Source organism: Flavobacterium aquaticum, assembly GCF_003259835.1.
GTDB classification, from domain to species: Bacteria; Bacteroidota; Bacteroidia; order Flavobacteriales; family Flavobacteriaceae; genus Flavobacterium; species Flavobacterium aquaticum.
This window is the reverse complement of record NZ_QLMI01000002.1, coordinates 305485-322791: the sequence shown is the minus strand read 5'-3', so window position 1 is coordinate 322791 and position 17307 is coordinate 305485. Positions and strand designations below refer to the sequence as shown.

17 protein-coding genes and 1 tRNA gene are annotated in these 17307 nt (G+C 33.9%); 13 read left to right on the top strand and 5 right to left on the bottom strand.

Annotated features, from left to right (window positions below; all coding sequences use genetic code 11):
* The first annotated feature begins 150 nt into the window (after positions 1–150).
* From B0I03_RS04310 to B0I03_RS04290, 5 genes are all read left to right on the top strand, one after another.
* A complete protein-coding gene (locus tag B0I03_RS04310) occupies positions 151–846 on the top strand; it encodes a DUF6252 family protein (protein WP_111566229.1) in 696 nt (231 codons plus the stop codon).
* 156 nt (positions 847–1002) lie between these two features.
* On the top strand, positions 1003–5526 hold the full coding sequence (dnaE, locus tag B0I03_RS04305; protein WP_111566228.1) for a DNA polymerase III subunit alpha: 4524 nt from the start codon (positions 1003–1005) through the stop codon (positions 5524–5526).
* Between the two features lie 113 nt (positions 5527–5639).
* Positions 5640–5957, top strand: a complete 318-nt coding sequence (gene trxA, locus B0I03_RS04300; protein ID WP_073581080.1) for a thioredoxin — start codon at positions 5640–5642, stop codon at positions 5955–5957.
* Positions 5958–6160: 203 nt separating this feature from the next.
* Positions 6161–7099, top strand: coding sequence for a DUF58 domain-containing protein (locus tag B0I03_RS04295; RefSeq protein ID WP_111566227.1), 939 nt, complete (start codon positions 6161–6163; stop codon positions 7097–7099).
* Between the two features lie 86 nt (positions 7100–7185).
* Positions 7186–7262, top strand: a tRNA-Asp gene (locus tag B0I03_RS04290).
* A 150-nt stretch (positions 7263–7412) separates the two neighbouring features.
* On the opposite strand, the gene B0I03_RS04285 is transcribed toward B0I03_RS04290, so the two are convergent.
* Positions 7413–7910: a DUF456 domain-containing protein gene (locus B0I03_RS04285; protein ID WP_111566226.1), complete on the bottom strand. Its 498-nt coding sequence runs from the start codon at positions 7908–7910 to the stop codon at positions 7413–7415.
* Between the two features lie 65 nt (positions 7911–7975).
* Here B0I03_RS04285 and B0I03_RS04280 point away from each other — a divergent pair, with 65 nt between their 5' ends.
* On the top strand, positions 7976–8590 hold the full coding sequence (locus B0I03_RS04280) for an energy transducer TonB (protein WP_111566225.1): 615 nt from the start codon (positions 7976–7978) through the stop codon (positions 8588–8590).
* Position 8591: 1 nt separating this feature from the next.
* Positions 8592–9077 carry a hypothetical protein gene (locus B0I03_RS04275; RefSeq protein ID WP_111566224.1) on the top strand — a complete coding sequence of 162 codons (486 nt, stop codon included), beginning with the start codon at positions 8592–8594 and terminating at the stop codon, positions 9075–9077.
* A gap of 190 nt (positions 9078–9267) precedes the next feature.
* Here B0I03_RS04275 and B0I03_RS04270 read toward each other — a convergent pair whose 3' ends face one another.
* Both B0I03_RS04270 and B0I03_RS04265 read right to left on the bottom strand, forming a co-directional pair.
* A complete protein-coding gene (locus tag B0I03_RS04270; protein WP_111566223.1) occupies positions 9268–10377 on the bottom strand; it encodes a glycosyltransferase family 2 protein in 1110 nt (369 codons plus the stop codon).
* Between the two features lie 9 nt (positions 10378–10386).
* Entirely contained in the window at positions 10387–11313 is a 927-nt protein-coding gene (locus B0I03_RS04265; protein ID WP_181452345.1) for a hypothetical protein, read from the bottom strand.
* Between the two features lie 31 nt (positions 11314–11344).
* Here B0I03_RS04265 and ruvC point away from each other — a divergent pair, with 31 nt between their 5' ends.
* Positions 11345–11899, top strand: a complete 555-nt coding sequence (ruvC, locus tag B0I03_RS04260) for a crossover junction endodeoxyribonuclease RuvC (RefSeq protein ID WP_111566221.1) — start codon at positions 11345–11347, stop codon at positions 11897–11899.
* A 36-nt stretch (positions 11900–11935) separates the two neighbouring features.
* Here ruvC and B0I03_RS04255 read toward each other — a convergent pair whose 3' ends face one another.
* On the bottom strand, positions 11936–12460 hold the full coding sequence (locus B0I03_RS04255; protein WP_111566220.1) for a DUF6252 family protein: 525 nt from the start codon (positions 12458–12460) through the stop codon (positions 11936–11938).
* 55 nt (positions 12461–12515) lie between these two features.
* On the opposite strand from B0I03_RS04255, the gene hemW reads away from it, so the two are divergent.
* The 5 genes from hemW to B0I03_RS04230 all read left to right on the top strand — a co-directional run bounded on the left by hemW (position 12516) and on the right by B0I03_RS04230 (position 16071).
* A complete protein-coding gene (hemW, locus tag B0I03_RS04250; protein ID WP_111566219.1) occupies positions 12516–13649 on the top strand; it encodes a radical SAM family heme chaperone HemW in 1134 nt (377 codons plus the stop codon).
* A gap of 73 nt (positions 13650–13722) precedes the next feature.
* A complete protein-coding gene (locus B0I03_RS04245; RefSeq protein ID WP_111566218.1) occupies positions 13723–14100 on the top strand; it encodes a GxxExxY protein in 378 nt (125 codons plus the stop codon).
* A 79-nt stretch (positions 14101–14179) separates the two neighbouring features.
* Positions 14180–14938, top strand: a complete 759-nt coding sequence (locus tag B0I03_RS04240; RefSeq protein WP_111566217.1) for a cyclase family protein — start codon at positions 14180–14182, stop codon at positions 14936–14938.
* Between the two features lie 8 nt (positions 14939–14946).
* Complete coding sequence (locus B0I03_RS04235; RefSeq protein WP_111566216.1) at positions 14947–15318, top strand: MmcQ/YjbR family DNA-binding protein; 372 nt, start codon at positions 14947–14949, stop codon at positions 15316–15318.
* Between the two features lie 45 nt (positions 15319–15363).
* The gene (locus tag B0I03_RS04230) at positions 15364–16071 is read left to right on the top strand and encodes a PH domain-containing protein (protein WP_111566215.1); all 708 of its coding nucleotides are present in this window, start codon (positions 15364–15366) and stop codon (positions 16069–16071) included.
* 117 nt (positions 16072–16188) lie between these two features.
* On the opposite strand, the gene B0I03_RS04225 is transcribed toward B0I03_RS04230, so the two are convergent.
* Complete coding sequence (locus B0I03_RS04225; RefSeq protein ID WP_111566214.1) at positions 16189–17289, bottom strand: DUF4407 domain-containing protein; 1101 nt, start codon at positions 17287–17289, stop codon at positions 16189–16191.
* Positions 17290–17307: the final 18 nt, after the last annotated feature.

Here is a 17307-nt window from a genome sequence, read left to right as displayed (position 1 = left end):
CTCGACCTCGGTTATTTAAGGGTGCAAATATATAAAACTTTGCAATACAAATCTATAAGTTGTCTGAAAATATTTTTTTCGATAAAATGTTTTTATTTCAATAAAAAAGTTATTTTTGTTACCTACATATTATAACGAACTTAATTTAAGATGAAAAAAATAGTTTCTTTGTTTGCGCTTGTTGTTGCTTTTTCTTCGTGTCAAGAGGATCTTCAAACTAATAATCCAGCTTTTCAAGCCAAACAAAATGATGTTTACTGGAGAGCAAGTGATGCAAGAGTTAGTGTTGATGAGGATGGTAGAATGATAATTACTGCCTACAATCTATACGAGACAGTAACTTTAGAAACGTCAAGTACAGATCCTGGAGTTTATGTATTAGGAACTACAAATCAAGATAATTTTGCTTCCTATTCTAATGATGTGGATGGTTTTGAAGATTATTATGATACAGGTTTATATTCTGGACCAGCATTTAAGGTTTCTGGAATGATTAATAGAGGAACAGCTTATCAAACTAATTCAGCTGGAGCTCAAACAACAGGTGGTTCTGGTTCTGGATTAAGAGTGGCTACTAAAACTACAAATGGTGCTGTTACTGAAATTACTGTTGTAGCAAGAGGCGTTGGGTATAGACCAGGTGATTTAATAACTATTGTTGGCGGAAATAATAACGCTACGTTTAGAGTAATCAACATTCAACAAAGTAATGGTGAAATCAAGATTAAAGAAGTTGAAAACGGATTGTTCACCGGAACTTATAATTTCAAAGCAGTTAATGAAGAAGGAGAAGTAATTACGTTCTCTGAAGGAGTTTTTTATAAGATTCCAATCTCTACATTCTAAAAATTCAACCCAAAAATATCAAAACCATCTGGAGTGATTCAGGTGGTTTTTTTGTTTTGTTGATAACTTAAATTGGCATTCAATAACTTAAAATGTATTTTTGTTTTTATTCAAAATTTGCTTTTGTTTTTTTTCTTTAGCTTAATTATCAGATAGATGTACTTAATTTTCGATACAGAAACCACAGGTTTACCTCGCAGTTGGTCGGCACCCATAACCGATACTGATAACTGGCCTCGTTGTATTCAAATTGCATGGCAATTGCATGACGAAATGGGAAATTTAATCGAGCACCAAGATTACTTGGTTAAGCCCGAAGGTTTCAATATTCCTTATGATGCAGAGCGAATTCATGGTATTTCTACCGAATTAGCAATGGAGCAAGGGGTTTTGTTATCTGAAGTTTTAGAAAAATTCAATATTGCACTTTCAAAAGCGAAATTCATCGTTGGACAAAATGTAGGATTTGATGTCAATATTATGGGATGTGAATTCCATCGTATGAACATCGGTTCCGACATGACTAAAATGCCGGTTTTGGATACCTGTACCGAAATCACCGCCAACTTATTAAAATTACCAGGGGGTCGTGGTGGAAGATTCAAATTACCAACATTAACCGAATTACATCAATATCTTTTCAATCAACCTTTCGCAGAAGCACATAATGCCACTGCCGATGTGGAAGCAACAACACGTTGTTTTCTTGAGTTAATCAAAAGAGAAGTTTTCACCAAAGAAGAGTTAGATGTAACGCCAGAATATTTCAGAAGTTTCCGAGAAAAAAATTTGGGAGAAGTCCAGTTAATTGGATTAAAGCATATCAATCTGAAACAAGCCTCTGATGAAATTAGAGCGCGTTTGAAAAAAATCGAACAAGAGGAAGTTCAAACCACAATTTCAGAAGAAGTAAAATCCGATTTAAAAGACGCTGCTTTTGCACATTTGCACAATCATACACAGTTTTCGGTGTTACAATCGACTATCGCAATTAATGATTTGGTAAAAGCTTCGGCAAAATTCAAAATGCCAGCGGTTGCTATGACCGATACTGGTAATATGATGGGTGCGTTTCATTTTGTAAGTGCCGTTTTAAATCACAACAAAGCAGCTGAAGCTAAAAACAAAGAATTAGTCGAAAACGGTGAAGAACCAACAGAAACCATAATCAAACCCATCGTTGGTTGCGAGTTTAACATCTGCGACGATCATAAAGATAAGACCAAAAAAGACAACGGTTATCAAGTAGTTTTATTGGCAAAAAATAAAAAAGGCTATCACAACTTAGCCAAAATGTCTTCCATTGCTTACACCGATGGTTTCTATTACGTTCCGCGTATTGATAGAAAAATCGTAGAACACTACAAAGAAGACATCATCGTTCTTTCGGGAAATTTATATGGAGAAATTCCTAGTAAAATTCTGAATGTTGGAGAAAGTCAAGCCGAAGAAGCTTTAATTTGGTGGAAAGATCAATTTGGTTTTGATTTCTATTTGGAATTAATGCGTCACAAACAAGAAGATGAAAATCGCGTTAATCAAACCTTAATAGCTTTCGCGAAAAAACACAATGTAAAGTTAGTTGCGACCAACAATACCTATTACGTTAATAAAGAAGATGCTAACGCCCACGATATTTTATTGTGTGTAAAAGATGGTGAAAAACAAGCTACACCAATTGGTCGCGGACGTGGTTATCGTTATGGATTACCAAATCAAGAATATTATTTCAAATCGGGTGACGAAATGAAGCAGCTTTTTGCGGATTTACCTGAAGCGATTATCAATATTCAAGAAATCATCGATAAAACGGAACCTTATTCTTTATATCGAGATGTATTACTTCCAAAATTTAAAATTCCTGATGAATTTGAAGTAGAGGAAGATAAATTAGATGGTGGCGTTCGTGGTGAAAATGCGTATTTGAAACATCTCACCATGGAAGGTGCTAAAAAACGTTATGGCGAAATCACACCAGATATTCAAGAGCGTTTAGATTTTGAATTACTAACGATTTCCAATTCAGGTTATCCAGGTTATTTCTTAATTGTACAAGATTTCATTGCCGAAGCTAGAAAAATGGACGTTTCTGTTGGACCAGGTCGTGGTTCTGCTGCGGGTTCTGCTGTGGCGTATTGTTTAGGAATTACAAATATCGACCCAATTAAATACGATTTGCTTTTTGAGCGTTTCTTAAATCCCGACCGTGTTTCCATGCCCGATATTGATATCGATTTTGATGATGAAGGTCGTGGTCGTGTTATGGATTATGTAATCAATAAATACGGAGCAAGTCAGGTGGCGCAAATTATTACCTATGGTAAAATGGCTACTAAATCAGCAATTCGAGATACCGCTCGTGTGTTGGATTTGCCGCTTTTTGAAGCGGATAGAATTGCCAAATTAATTCCAGGCATGATGCCGTCGAAATGGAATTTAGCACGATTCTTAGCCGAAGACGAATCCGAAGTCAAAAAAGCATTACGTTCTGAAGAATTTGACCGAGTAAAAGAATTAATCGAAATCGCCAATTCAGAAGACTTAGCTGGAGAAACCATTCAGCAAGCAAAAGTTTTGGAAGGTTCCATGCGAAATACCGGAATTCACGCTTGTGGTGTGATTATTACGCCAGATGATATTACGAATTTCGTTCCCGTAACCACTGCAAAAGATTCGGATTTATATGTAACCCAATTTGACAACTCGGTCGCAGAAAGTGCTGGTTTGTTGAAGATGGACTTTTTGGGATTAAAAACCCTAACCTTAATTAAAGACACGGTGAAATTGGTAAAATATCGTTTAGGAATCGATTTGAATCCTGACGAATTTCCAATTGATGACACCAAAACATATGAGTTATTCCAAAGAGGTGAAACGGTTGGGGTTTTCCAATACGAATCGCCTGGAATGCAAAAATACATGAAGGACTTAAAACCAACAGTTTTTGCCGATTTAATTGCCATGAATGCATTATATCGTCCGGGACCATTGGAATACATTCCTTCTTTCGTTCGCAGAAAAAATGGTGAAGAACCTATCACTTACGATTTAGATGCTTGCGAAGAATATTTAGGAGAAACCTACGGAATTACCGTTTACCAAGAACAGGTGATGCTTCTGTCTCAAAAATTGGCTAATTTCTCTAAAGGTGATGCCGACGTACTTCGAAAAGCTATGGGTAAAAAGCAGAAAGATGTCTTGGATAAAATGAAATCTAAGTTCATCGATCAAGCAAAAGCCAATGGTCACGACGAACAAAAATTAGACAAAATTTGGACCGACTGGGAAGCGTTTGCGAGTTATGCCTTCAATAAATCGCACTCCACTTGTTATGCTTGGATTGCCTATCAAACAGCATATCTTAAAGCGCATTATCCTGCGGAATATATGGCTGCCGTACTTTCGAATAACATGAACGATATCAAACAAGTTTCGTTCTTTATGGAAGAATGTAAGCGCATGGGATTAGCCGTTTTGGGTCCAGATGTGAATGAATCGTACTATAAATTTACGGTTAATGAAAACTACGCCGTTCGTTTCGGAATGGGAGCGATTAAAGGTGTTGGCGCAGGAGCCGTTCAAACCATTGTTGAGAACAGAAAAGATGGAAATTACAAATCTATCTTCGATTTAGCTAAACGTATTGATTTGCGTGCGGCGAATAAAAAAGCATTCGAAAACTTAGCATTAGCTGGTGGTTTTGATGGTTTTTCTGAAACCCATCGTGCCCAATATTTTCATCATGATGGCGACGGAATTACGTTCTTAGAAAAGGCGATTCGTTATGGTTCGAAATTCCAAGAAAACGAAAATTCATCGCAAGTAAGCTTGTTTGGTGATGCTTCGGAAGTTCAAATTGCAGAACCTCAAGTGCCACCGTGTGAAGAATGGAGCACAATGGAAAAATTAGCCAAAGAAAAAGAAGTAGTGGGAATTTATATTTCGGGGCATCCGTTAGATGATTATAAATTTGAGATGAAATATTTTTGTACGGCTAAATTAGAATCACTTAAAAATTTGGAGCAGCATTTAGGTAAGAATCTTTCTTTTGGAGGAATTGTTACCAATGTGCAACATCGAACCGCCAAAAACGGAAAAGGTTGGGCAACCTTTGTATTAGAGGGTTATGACGAAAGTTATGAGTTCAGAATTTTTGATGAAGAATATTTAAAATACCGTCATTTCTTGTTGCAAAATCAGTTTGTGTATTTTAAAATCAATGTGAAAGAAGGTTGGGTAAATCGCGAAACGGGTAAAAAATCCGATCCAAGAATTCAGTTTTTAGATGCTAAAATGTTGGCTGATGTATTGCCTACATTTGCTAAGAAATTGATTTTAATGTTCCCAATTAACGATGTAAAAGAACATGTGATAGCCGAATTAAATCGAATTTTTTCTGAAAATAAAGGTGATAATTCAGTAACGTTTGAGGTAATGGAATTGGAGCGAATAAAGCGAATTGTGGAAGATATTCCAGTTTCAAATCCAGTAGATATGGAAGAAGAAATTTTGGAAGATTCTAATGAAGAAGTGGAAATGAATATTGAAGTTCCAGTTGAAAAAGATGAAATCATTGTAAAAACAAAACTTTCAATGCCAAGCCGAAAATTGAAAGTAAAAATCTCATCGGAATTACTTCAAGAATTGGAACGCATGCAAGTAAATTTTAAATTAAATTAAGTATAAATTCTGCAAATGAGAGTATAATCAAAAGTAATTTTAAAATACACTTTGGTTTATAATTAATTCCTAAATTTGCAATTCAAATAAGTATAAAACTAAAAAGAAATAATATGGCATTAGCAATAACAGATGCTACTTTTGATGAAGTAGTATTAAAATCAGACAAACCAGTAGTAGTAGATTTTTGGGCAGCTTGGTGTGGTCCATGTAGAATGGTTGGTCCAGTTATCGACGAAATTTCTACTGAGTATGAAGGAAAAGCAGTAGTAGGAAAAGTAGATGTTGACGCAAACCAAGAATTTGCTGCAAAATACGGAGTTAGAAATATTCCAACAGTTTTAGTATTCCAAAACGGAGAAGTGGTTGGAAGACAAGTAGGCGTTGCTCCAAAGAAAACGTATACAGATGCAATTGACGCATTACTATAATATTTGAAAAAGAAATTCAAGGCTCAACGAAAGTTGGGCCTTTTTTGTTTTAAAACACATAGTTAGAGGGTTTTTCTTTATTAAAATTTTAATTGTTTCAATTTGTAGTGTTCATTTAAGAAATCTGTTTTTAACCGCATTTCGCCTTAGCGAATCCGTTTCATCCGCGTTCCATTTTAAAAATCTTTTTCTATCTTTACGATATGAATTTAGAATCTCAAATACAAAAAATTTCCAGTTTTGAGCATTTAGAACTTTTAGCCAACCAAATTGTCGAAGGTTTTATTTCCGGTATGCACAAATCGCCATTTCATGGATTTTCGGCAGAGTTTGCTGAGCATAAAATCTACAATCCAGGAGAAAGTACCAAGCATATCGATTGGAAATTATACGCTAAAACCGATAGATTATACACAAAACGCTACGAAGAAGAAACCAATTTACGTTGTCATTTGATTTTAGACAACTCGTCTTCGATGCATTATCCGAACTTAAAGGAAAATCAGCCGTTTTATGAGAGTAAAATCGGGTTTTCGGTATTGGCTTCTGCGGTTTTGATGAATTTGCTTAAAAAGCAACGCGATGCGGTTGGATTGAGCGTTTATTCGGATACGTATGAATATTATTCGCCAGAAAAAGGAAGTGAGCGTCATCATAGCATGATTTTAAACAAGCTGGAAGAAGTGTTGTCGCAAAACAAAACCACTCGAAAAACGGATACGGTAACTTTTTTGCATCAAATTGCCGAAAATATTCATCGTCGTTCTATGGTAATTTTATTTACCGATATGTTTCATTCCGAAGGTTCGGAAGAAGACAACGATAAAATCTTCAAAGCGCTTCAACATTTAAAACACAACAAACATAAAGTAGTAGTTTTTCATGTGTATGATGAAAAAACCGAGTTAAATTTCAATTTCGACAATGCGCCTCGTAAGTTTATTGATGTAGAATCGGGAGAAGAAATCAATTTATTTGCTGAAAATACACAAGAGTCGTATCAAAAAGTGGTGCAAGAGTATTTCAAAACGATAGAAGCAACGTGTATGCAGTATCAAATTCGCTATGTACCCGTTTCTGTAGGTGAAAATTTTGAAAAAATTTTACTAACCTATTTGGTTGAAAAACAAAAGTTTGGCTGATATGGCTAAAAAAAGTTTAATTTTTTTTATAAAAATATTTGCAGGAATGAAAAAGCGTAGTATATTTGCACTCGCAATCAAGCACTGGTTTGGTAGTTCAGTTGGTTAGAATACATGCCTGTCACGCATGGGGTCGCGGGTTCGAGTCCCGTCCAGACCGCCAGTAAAGAGGAAGCCTTTCGTAAAAGAAAGGCTTTTTTGCCCTCTTAAAATATTTAAAATAGTTGTGTTGTTTAGGTACGAAAGTACCAAAAGGTTTAGTAGTTAGACCAATGGAAAGCTTTGCATTTATGCAGAGCTTTTTTGATTTTTATCAAAACCAAACCGCTCTATTTTGCCAAACCACAACAAAGAATACGCCTAAGAAAAGCAAACTCACTAAAAACTTAATAAACGTTCCTGCTAAGAAACCTAAGAACGATCCTGTGGCCGCTTTAAAAGCTCGTTTTCCTTCGTTTGAGTTGTAAATGAGTTCACCTATTAACGCACCTAAGAACGGTCCAATCAAAAATCCGAAAGGAGGGAAGAATAAACCAACAACCAAACCTATATTCGTTCCCCAAATCCCATATTTACTGCCGCCGAAATACTTTGTGCCCTGTGCTGGAATAACATAGTCTAAAATCCCAATCACCACCGCAATAACTAAAGTAATGCCAAGTAACCAATAATTGGTTTCCATTCCTTGGCATAAATAAAGCATCAAAATTCCAACCCAACTAATAGGCGGACCGGGTAAAGCAGGAAGTAAGCTTCCAATAATTCCGACTATCATTAAAAGTAATCCTAGAATTAGTAAAAAGTATTCCATAAGATTTTAGTTATTGTCTAACAAATTTATAACTTTGTTTCTTACTTTTTAAATAATTGATTTCTATGCGATTTGTTTTTTTATTTTTTGTTTCTTTTTTGGTGGTTAATATTGCTGTTGCTCAAGACAAAAAAATATCAACTCAAGATCGTTTGAAAGAATTGGCAAGAGTTAAAAAAGAAATTGATGAACAAAGAAAGAAAGAATGGGATGCTTATTTGGTTCGTGTTGAAGAAAGTAAAGTGGCAAAACAACAAAAGAGACAAGCTGATTCAATAGAAAAGACGAAATTAGCTGATAATGTCAAAAAAGATGTAGCTGATTTTCCTAAATGTGATAATCAAGAATCGCCATATTACATTAGAAAAAATCCAACAACAGGTTTTGAAGAAAAAATTACTTTTACAGATTATATAAGAAAGCATATCTATAACAAGTTTAGATATCCAGAATTTGCAATGGATCATGAATTGCAAGGAAGAGTTATGGTGCATTTTGTTATTGATAAAGAAGGGAATCCGCAAATAAAAGAAGCTAATGGTCCAAAAAACGGATTGATTTTAGAGGAAGAAGCTATACGTATTATTAAATCATTACCAACAGCTATTCCAGCTACTTGCGATGGAAAACCAATAAATATTATGTATACAATACCTATAAACTTTCAGATGCAAGAGTAATATGAGAAAAATAATTCAGCTACTTTTTTTGCTTTTGGCATTTCATTCTTGTCAGTACTTCGAAAAAGAAGTTCCTAATGAGAAAGAATTATTAGAACAAGAATTGAAAAAAATCAATTGGGACGAAGTCGATGAATTTCCATCGGTTTTGCAATGCGATACGATAAAAGATGCTGAAGTTAAAAAACAATGCTTCTTTGATTATTTAGCACAAACCATACAAGAACGAATAGGAATTGATACTTTACGTATTGAATACCCAGAAATCGATACCATCAACGTAAAAATTACCGTAAATCCCGATTCGAGCTTGGAATTTGAAACCTTATATCCAAATGACAGCACAGCTTTAGCAGACAAAACAAAAATTGATAGTATTTTAACTTCAAGATTATCCGATTTTCCAAAAGTAGAACCTGCCATAAAAAGAGGTGTGAAAGTAAAAACGCAATTCGTACTTCCTGTGATTATTAAAATGGAGAAGTAAGCAAGGATAAATTCAAGGGCAAAATCAAGTATAAGTGCAATTTCAAGTTAGGAACACAGATTTAAGAAATTTTAATAATTGTAAAATCTTAAATGAGCTTAATTCGAAAAAATTATCCACTTCAAAAACTTACATGACTTATATGTTAAAAAGATTTCGTTTTAATTCGTGAAATTCGTATTTAAGTCAATTATTTTCTAAAGTTTCGCCCTTTCCAAGAATAGTTGCCAAATAACGAATAAACCGCCACCGAAACACAAAAAAACGGATACAACAAACTACTCGCTAACACATATTGTAATTTCGATTCGAGGAAATTAGCGGTTTTGTAAATCAAGATAAAATCAATTAGGAATTTCAAAGCGAAAAAAAGCATGAAAATGTTTTGGTCTAATATACTTGTCAACCAAAGTAAGAAACTTAAAATCCAGGCCAAATTCCCACCAAAAACTACTAGAGCTAGCAACTTACCATAAAACGAAGAATAACCTGTACTTTTCGAAGCCCAGCGAACCCGTTGCTGAAACAATTCAGTCCAATTCTCTGTTGGTTTTGTAGCGACAATACTTTCTTTAGCCAATAAAAACCCAACTTTTATTGGAGTAACAGAAACTGCTTTTTGCAATAAAAAAACATCATCACCACTTGCAATTGTTTCATTTCCTTGGAATCCTTTTAATTCTTTGAAAAAATGTTTGGAATAAGCAAAATTAGCACCATTACACATAAAGGGTTGATTGATTCCAAAACTTCCAATTGTCGCACCTTGTAAACTTAGAAAATCTAAATTCTGAAAAGCCGATAAAAAGCCACTTTTTGGAACATAACAAACACCAGAAGCTAACATTTCAACTTCATTTTCCTGAATATATTGATCGAAAGTCGTTAACCAATCTTTCTGAATCAAACAATCGGCATCAGTAGTAATAATCCAATCGTTTTTGGCAATTTCAATCGCAGTTTCAATCGCATCTTTTTTTGGTGAATTTGATTTTCTTTCGTTCTTAATTAATCGAATTTCTAACTTCCATCTTCCATCTTCCATCTTCCAACTATCATTGGAATCATCATCCACTAAAATAATTTCAACCAATTCTTTCGGATAATTCAACAAAGAAATCGAATGCAATAAATTCGGAAGATTTTCTTTTTCGTTTCGAAACGGAACTACAATGGTAAAAGATGTTTTTGGAGTGAATTCCTTTCTCGAAAAGCGTTTCATTCGATTGAATCCATAAATCAGTTGCCCAATAAATAGGATATAAATGAGAAAAACGGTTCCGAGGATTAATTCCAACATACGAACTATCTATTTTGAAGTATTCAACTTAAATCGCATCACGTAATAACTTCCAATTACTACGGGTAAAACTACGTTTAAAAACCACATTAACGTACTAATGAAAATTACAATCCATTCGTTAACGCCATATTTTCCGAAGAAAAACATTGCGACACTTCCTTTTACAGCAAAATCTAAAAATTGAAAACTTGGTAACGAAGAAGCTAAAAAGTAAACCGCAGCAATCGAACTAATCAATGTCAAATAAGGCAAATCAACATCAAAAACTAAAAATAAAACGTAATACTGATGTGAAAAAACTAAGTAACGACAAACACCAAGCAAAATATTTTTACGGTGAATCTTCTTCGGAATTTCGTTGATTTTATGAAGTAACTTCTGAATGGAATATCCTTTTATGGTGATGTTTTTCGAAAGAATAGAAGCAAAAAACAATATAACTGCAATTCCAATAATCGCTAAGGCCCATTTCCAATATCCAATTAAAATCAATCCAATAGTTCCAAAAATAATGGTTAAAATCATTTGGATTCCGTTGCATATCAAGTTTAAAAATACGACTTTCTTAGTTTGCTCTTTTTTGAAAAACATCGCTTTTCCTGCATATTCGCCTAAACCATTTGGTGTAAAAATCCCTGCAGTTAAAGCGCCCAAAACTTGTTTACTTGCTTCACCAATCGAAATCGGTTTGATAAAACTCACCAAATTCTGCCATTTTAAAATCTCAAAATAGCGATTCGCAACACTAAACAGTAAGATGAAAATGATTGTCAAAACTGAAGTTTTTTCTAAAACTAAAGTTTGGAATTTACTCCATTCTAATTTCGAATTTCCGGCAATTTGGTCGTAAATAAAATAAAACGCACCAATTACAATCAAAAGTTTGATGGTAAAAACAAGGAATTGCTTAGCTTTGTGAGGAATTGTAATCATTGGTACAAAGAAACGAAACTTTAAACTAAAATTGGCAAACGAACGCATCATATTAGGAATTGACCCAGGAACGACGATTATGGGTTTTGGATTAATCAAAGTAGTCAACAAGAAAATGGAATTTCTGCAGTTGAACGAACTCATTTTGTCCAAATACGATAATCATTATCAGAAATTAAAAGTCATTTTTGAACGAACGATTGAGTTAATCGACACACACAATCCAGATGAAATTGCCATTGAAGCACCTTTTTTTGGTAAAAACGTACAATCGATGCTGAAATTAGGAAGAGCACAAGGAGTTGCCATGGCAGCTGGACTTTCCAGAGATATTCCCATTACAGAATACGAACCTAAAAAAATTAAAATGGCCATCACTGGTAACGGAAACGCCAGTAAAGAACAAGTAGCCAAAATGCTCCAACAATTGTTAGGGTTGAAAGAATTACCAAAAAACCTCGATTCAACTGATGGTTTGGCAGCTGCGGTTTGCCATTTTTTTAATTCGGGAAAAGTGGTTGGCGAAAAAAGTTATTCGGGTTGGGATGCTTTTGTGAAACAGAATGAAGATAGAATAAAAAAATAGCCAGAAAATATCTGGCTATTTTTTTTTAAGAGTTTATTAATCTTCATATTTATATCTAAATGTGCCATTTGTCACATTCATGTTAACCACAGGAACTGCATCTCCTGCATTATCAGAAGCTGTAAATTGAAATGTACCTTTAACAATTTTTGAAGAAGTATTTACTTCTGTAATTGTTATAGTTCCTCCAATTGTTTCTTCCATTTCTTCATTGCTATTATCAATTAAGTCAATGAAATGAGATGGTGGTGTGTCATAAGTTTCAGCGCCAAAAGTATAAGTTCCTATAGCAATGTCAGTTCTTTTTAACCAAATATTAATTTCAGGATTTCCTAATAATCCTCCTTGTCTTCCTTGTAACATTACAAAGTCTTCTAATGGGAAATAATCCCATATATTTGTAGAAGAATAAAGATTTGTTCCAAAAGGGTTGTTAGCCTCAAATGTTACACCATTGATTTTTGCCGTCATTGCAAATTGGCTACTACTTTCGCTATCATCAGATGAACATGAGAGTAAAATGAAAGGTAAAGCAAGTAATAATGATTTAAGTTTTTTCATGTTAAAAAATTTTAATTAAACAAATCTATATTAAAAAAATTACAACAACAAACAAATGTCAGGAATCTACATCCATATCCCTTTTTGCAAACAAGCTTGTCACTATTGCGATTTTCATTTTTCTACTAATTTGAAGAAGAAAGATGAAATGGTTTTGGCATTGGCTAAAGAAATTCAATTGCGTAAAAGCGAATTTCAAGATGAGATTGTAGAAACGATTTATTTTGGTGGCGGAACGCCTTCGATATTGTCGATTGAAGATTTAAGATTTTTGATTGATACAGTGTATAGAAACTATAGAGTAGTCGAAAATCCTGAAATCACCGTCGAAGCCAATCCAGATGATTTAGCGGAAAATCGAATAATCGAACTCTCAAAAAATAAAGTCAATCGTTTATCAATCGGAATTCAATCCTTTTTTGAAGATGATTTACAGCTAATGAATCGCGCGCACAATGTTGAAGAAGCTAAAAAATGTTTAGAAATTGCAACACAATATTTCGATAATATTTCTATCGATTTGATTTACGGAGTTCCAGAAATGTCGAATGAAAAATGGTTGCAAAACATCGAAACGGCTTTGTCTTTTGGGGTGCCGCATATTTCGAGTTATGCTTTAACGGTTGAACCTAAAACGGCTTTGCATTCGTTCATTCAAAAAGGAATTATTCCGCAACCTGATGATGAAGTGGCTCAGGAACATTTTCAAATTTTGGTCGATAAACTTTCTGAAAGCGGATTCATTCATTACGAATTATCGAATTTTGGAAAAGAAAATTATTTCTCAAAAAACAATTCCAGTTATTGGTTGGGCAAAAAGTACATCGGAATTGGTCCGTCAGCTCATAGTTATGATGGAAAAAATAGAGGTTGGAATGTTTCTAATAATTCGCTTTACATCAAATCGATTCAAGAAAATAAATTACCAATTGAAATTGAAACCTTAACCAAAACCGATCGATATAACGAATATATCATGACGGGTTTACGAACGATTTGGGGTGTTTCATTAGAGCGAATCGAACAAGAATTTGGAAAAAACTATTTGGATTATTTGAACCGTCAAGCAGCAAAATTTATCGAAGATCATTTGTTATTTGTGGATGATAATATTTTACGAACTACTAAAAAAGGAAAGTTTTTAAGTGACGGAATTGCTTCCGATTTATTTTTACTAAATTTGGAATAGTTTAACCGCAAAGAGCGCAAAGTTTTTCGCAAAGGACGCAACAATTTAAATTATACACGCCAAAATAAATAGTATGACAGAAAACGAATTATCAAGAATTGTGTTTGATTGTGCTTTAAAAGTACATCAAGGTTTGGGTCCAGGTTTGCTGGAAAGTGCTTACGAAGAATGTTTGTTTTACGAATTAAGAAAGATAGGTTTAAATGTTGAAAAACAAAAACCTTTACCCTTAATTTACGAAGAAGTAAAACTCGATGTCGGTTACAGAATTGATATAATAGTTGAAAATAAATTAATAATTGAAATTAAATCAGTAGAAGCATTAAATGATGTTCATTTCGCTCAATTATTGACTTATTTAAAATTAACAAATTGTAAGTTAGGGTTACTAATAAATTTTAATGTTTCTCTAATCAAAAATGGAGTAAAAAGAGTTGTAAATAATCTCTAATTCTTTGCGAACTTAAAAACAACAAAAATAAACTTAGCGAACATTGCGTAAACCTTTGCGCTCTTTGCGGTTAATTAATATGAAAGCAACCATCAACAACATACAAATTGACCTATCGAAACCAATAGATATTTCAATTCCTCTAACCAACAACGAACAAAATCCAATTGCGTGGTATCAAAACGCTCCTGAAATTGCACCTGTAACTATGGGTGATTGGATAGGAAAAGTTTCGGAAGGGAAATCGTCAACGAATTTTAATAATATTTTCTTCAATCCGCACGCGCATGGTACGCATACAGAGTGTTTAGGGCATATTACACGTGATTTTTATTCGATTAACCATTGTTTAAAGCAGTTTTTCTTTACTGCCGAATTGATTTCTGTGGAGCCAAAAAATGTTGGAGAAGATTTAATTATTATAAAGGAACAAATTGAACTTGCTTTGGGAGAAAATTCACCAGAAGCAATCATCATCAGAACCTTGCCAAATTCAGAAAGCAAAAAGCATTTGAATTATTCGAATACGAATCCACCTTATTTAGAAGAAGCTGCTGCAATTTTTATCAGAGAAAAAGGAATTCAGCATTTATTAATCGATTTACCAAGTGTCGACAAAGAGCACGATGAAGGAAAATTACTAGCACACAAAGCATTTTGGAATGTAAAAGACGTGAATCAAGTCAATAAAGATGCTCGTTTTAATTGTACAATTACCGAAATGATTTATGTTAATGACGATGTAATAGACGAAAGTTATATTTTGAATTTACAATTTGCTTCATTCGAGAATGATGCAAGTCCAAGTAAACCGGTTTTGTATAAAATTGAAAAGTAATTATCAAAATGAATATCCAACAACTATACGAATTCTGCCAATCTAAAAAAGGCGTAACCGAACATTTTCCGTTTGATGAAGATACTTTGGTGTTTAAAGTAGGAGGAAAAATGTTTTGTCTTACTTCGTTATCTGAATGGGAAAAAGGAACATCATCGTTAAATTTGAAATGTGATCCTGAGCGCGCTTTGGAACTTCGAGCGGAATATGAAGCGATTGAGCCCGGTTATCATATGAGTAAAGTGCATTGGAATACAGTTCGTTTTCATGGCGATGTTTCTGATAAAATGATGTGCGAATTGATTAACCATTCCTATGAACTTGTTTTCAAAAGTTTAACGAAAAAAGTCCAACAAGAAATTCAAGAATTAGAAAATTAGGCATTACTTTTGTGCTACTAAATAAGAAAATTCAAAGTAACTATCATGATAGACAACTTAAAAAAAATATTAAACGAAGATCAAGATCCAAAAGCTATTGAGAAAATCACAGCTAAATTGGAAAATCTTTTAATGTCGAATGAAGAAGTAGGCTATATTGCGGTTCAGAAAAAACCAGCGGTAACTATTTTTCCTGATAGCATTGTGGTAACCAACAAACGAATCATTTTATGTAAACCTAAGAACTTAGGATTGTCAATGGAATTCATTGATTACGATTGGGATGATATTGCAGGTTCGTTTGTAAAAGAAGGTATTTTAGGTGCTGATTTTACCTTTACAACTAATTCAGATTTAACACATACGGTTGAGTATTTGCCAAAAAATCAAGCGCGAAAATTGTACACATACGCAAAAGAACAATTAGATTTATTGAAAAATCCGAAAGTAGCTACTCCAGTTGTAGAAGAAGTTAAAACAGAATCTCCAATTGAAACTCCTGTTCAAGAACCAGAAGTTGAGGAAGTTCAAACAGAGGAAGTAACGCTTTATGCTGAAATTATGCCAACTTCAAGAGATATTATTCGTGATACGGAAGTAGAAGCGCCAATTTCAGAGGAAAAAGGGTTGGCTCATTTATCGCAAGACGAATTGTTTGCGAAACTTCAGAATTATAAAAAATTACTAGACAACGGATTAATTCTTCAAGGTGAATACGATAGATTGAAAGGCGAAATATTGAAGTTTTTGTAATTTCTAACCGCTAATAAAACATAAAAAGAATCCCGATAAATTTTAAACTTATCGGGATTTTGTTTTTAGGAACCTTTGCGAACCTTGCGTAAATCTTTGCGTCTTTGCAGTTAAGCTTTACATCGATTTTTTCTGTTTCTCAACAAAACCATCCGCTTGAAGTTTTAGTAATTCTGTTGCACTTTTCTTTTTGTAGTTGTACAGTTCTTTATCTTCTTTAATGTCGGCATAGACTTTATCGTAAATTTCGGCATCGGTTTTCTTTTGTAATTCGCTTTGGTAGCGATTTTGAGCTAGCATGTTTTTGATGCCCATTTCGTTGTCTTCCTGTTTGAAATCGTATTCGCTTTTTGGCGATAATAATTTGGCAATAATGGGCGAAGTTTCAATCGCTAAAAACAATAACATGATAAAAAAAGATGGTAAGAAAGGTAATTTATTCAAGGCGTTAATTCGCGCCATTAATCCGTCGAAACCTTCGATAATAGGTTGGGTTTCGGTGACTTTTTTATCTAAATCGGCTTCAAGAGTTTTGTTTTTTGCTTCTAAATCGATGATTTTTGTTTGATTGGTAGTTTTTAGAGTCGCTAAATCTTGCAAAGCAGCATCGTGTTTTTCACGTTTTTCTTTATAAACTGGACCTTTGCCTAACTTTTTAGTGCCAGCAGTTCCTTCAGCTTCGGTGATATAAACCGAATACAAATCGTTTACTTCTTTCTCTTTTTTAAGAATATCCGATTTTAAACTATCAATTTGCGCTTTGTTTTTATCTAAATCGGATTGAAAATAATTGGCTACTTGTTTTTTGTTGGCCAACATCATTTCGTTTTTTTCTTTCAATAAAACCGTATTAATTTCTTTTTCAAAGATTTTAATTTCCAAAGGTTTCGAAATTACGATAGCAATAATAATCGCCAATGCAATTCGAGGAGTTGCCTGAATAAATTCGTCTAAAAAGCTATCTCTTTTTTTAATGGTAGAAACAATAAATCGGTCCAAATTAAAAATTAGCAAACCCCAAACTAACCCGAAAGCTATGGCAATAAAAGGATTGTCGAAAACAGTAAAAAGGGCATAAGCACTCGCAATAAAAGCCATTACGGCAGTGAAGAAAACGGTAGCTCCAATTCCGGCATATTTGTTTTGCTCGCCATTGGAACAGCCATTAATTATGTCGGAATCTACGCCCGAACATAACATAAAAAAACGTTTTAACATGATGATTGATTTTGATTG

Bases quoted from the DNA above. Each gene is read 5' to 3' on its own strand.
- B0I03_RS04310 (WP_111566229.1), top strand. From the start codon at position 151: ATGAAAAAAATAGTTTCTTTGTTTGCGCTTGTTGTTGCTTTTTCTTCG.
- dnaE (WP_111566228.1), top strand. From the start codon at position 1,003: ATGTACTTAATTTTCGATACAGAAACCACAGGTTTACCTCGCAGTTGG.
- trxA (WP_073581080.1), top strand. From the start codon at position 5,640: ATGGCATTAGCAATAACAGATGCTACTTTTGATGAAGTAGTATTAAAA.
- B0I03_RS04295 (WP_111566227.1), top strand. From the start codon at position 6,161: ATGAATTTAGAATCTCAAATACAAAAAATTTCCAGTTTTGAGCATTTA.
- B0I03_RS04285 (WP_111566226.1), bottom strand. From the start codon at position 7,910: ATGGAATACTTTTTACTAATTCTAGGATTACTTTTAATGATAGTCGGA.
- B0I03_RS04280 (WP_111566225.1), top strand. From the start codon at position 7,976: ATGCGATTTGTTTTTTTATTTTTTGTTTCTTTTTTGGTGGTTAATATT.
- B0I03_RS04275 (WP_111566224.1), top strand. From the start codon at position 8,592: ATGAGAAAAATAATTCAGCTACTTTTTTTGCTTTTGGCATTTCATTCT.
- B0I03_RS04270 (WP_111566223.1), bottom strand. From the start codon at position 10,377: ATGTTGGAATTAATCCTCGGAACCGTTTTTCTCATTTATATCCTATTT.
- B0I03_RS04265 (WP_181452345.1), bottom strand. From the start codon at position 11,313: ATGATTACAATTCCTCACAAAGCTAAGCAATTCCTTGTTTTTACCATC.
- B0I03_RS04255 (WP_111566220.1), bottom strand. From the start codon at position 12,460: ATGAAAAAACTTAAATCATTATTACTTGCTTTACCTTTCATTTTACTC.
- hemW (WP_111566219.1), top strand. From the start codon at position 12,516: ATGTCAGGAATCTACATCCATATCCCTTTTTGCAAACAAGCTTGTCAC.
- B0I03_RS04245 (WP_111566218.1), top strand. From the start codon at position 13,723: ATGACAGAAAACGAATTATCAAGAATTGTGTTTGATTGTGCTTTAAAA.
- B0I03_RS04240 (WP_111566217.1), top strand. From the start codon at position 14,180: ATGAAAGCAACCATCAACAACATACAAATTGACCTATCGAAACCAATA.
- B0I03_RS04235 (WP_111566216.1), top strand. From the start codon at position 14,947: ATGAATATCCAACAACTATACGAATTCTGCCAATCTAAAAAAGGCGTA.
- B0I03_RS04230 (WP_111566215.1), top strand. From the start codon at position 15,364: ATGATAGACAACTTAAAAAAAATATTAAACGAAGATCAAGATCCAAAA.
- B0I03_RS04225 (WP_111566214.1), bottom strand. From the start codon at position 17,289: ATGTTAAAACGTTTTTTTATGTTATGTTCGGGCGTAGATTCCGACATA.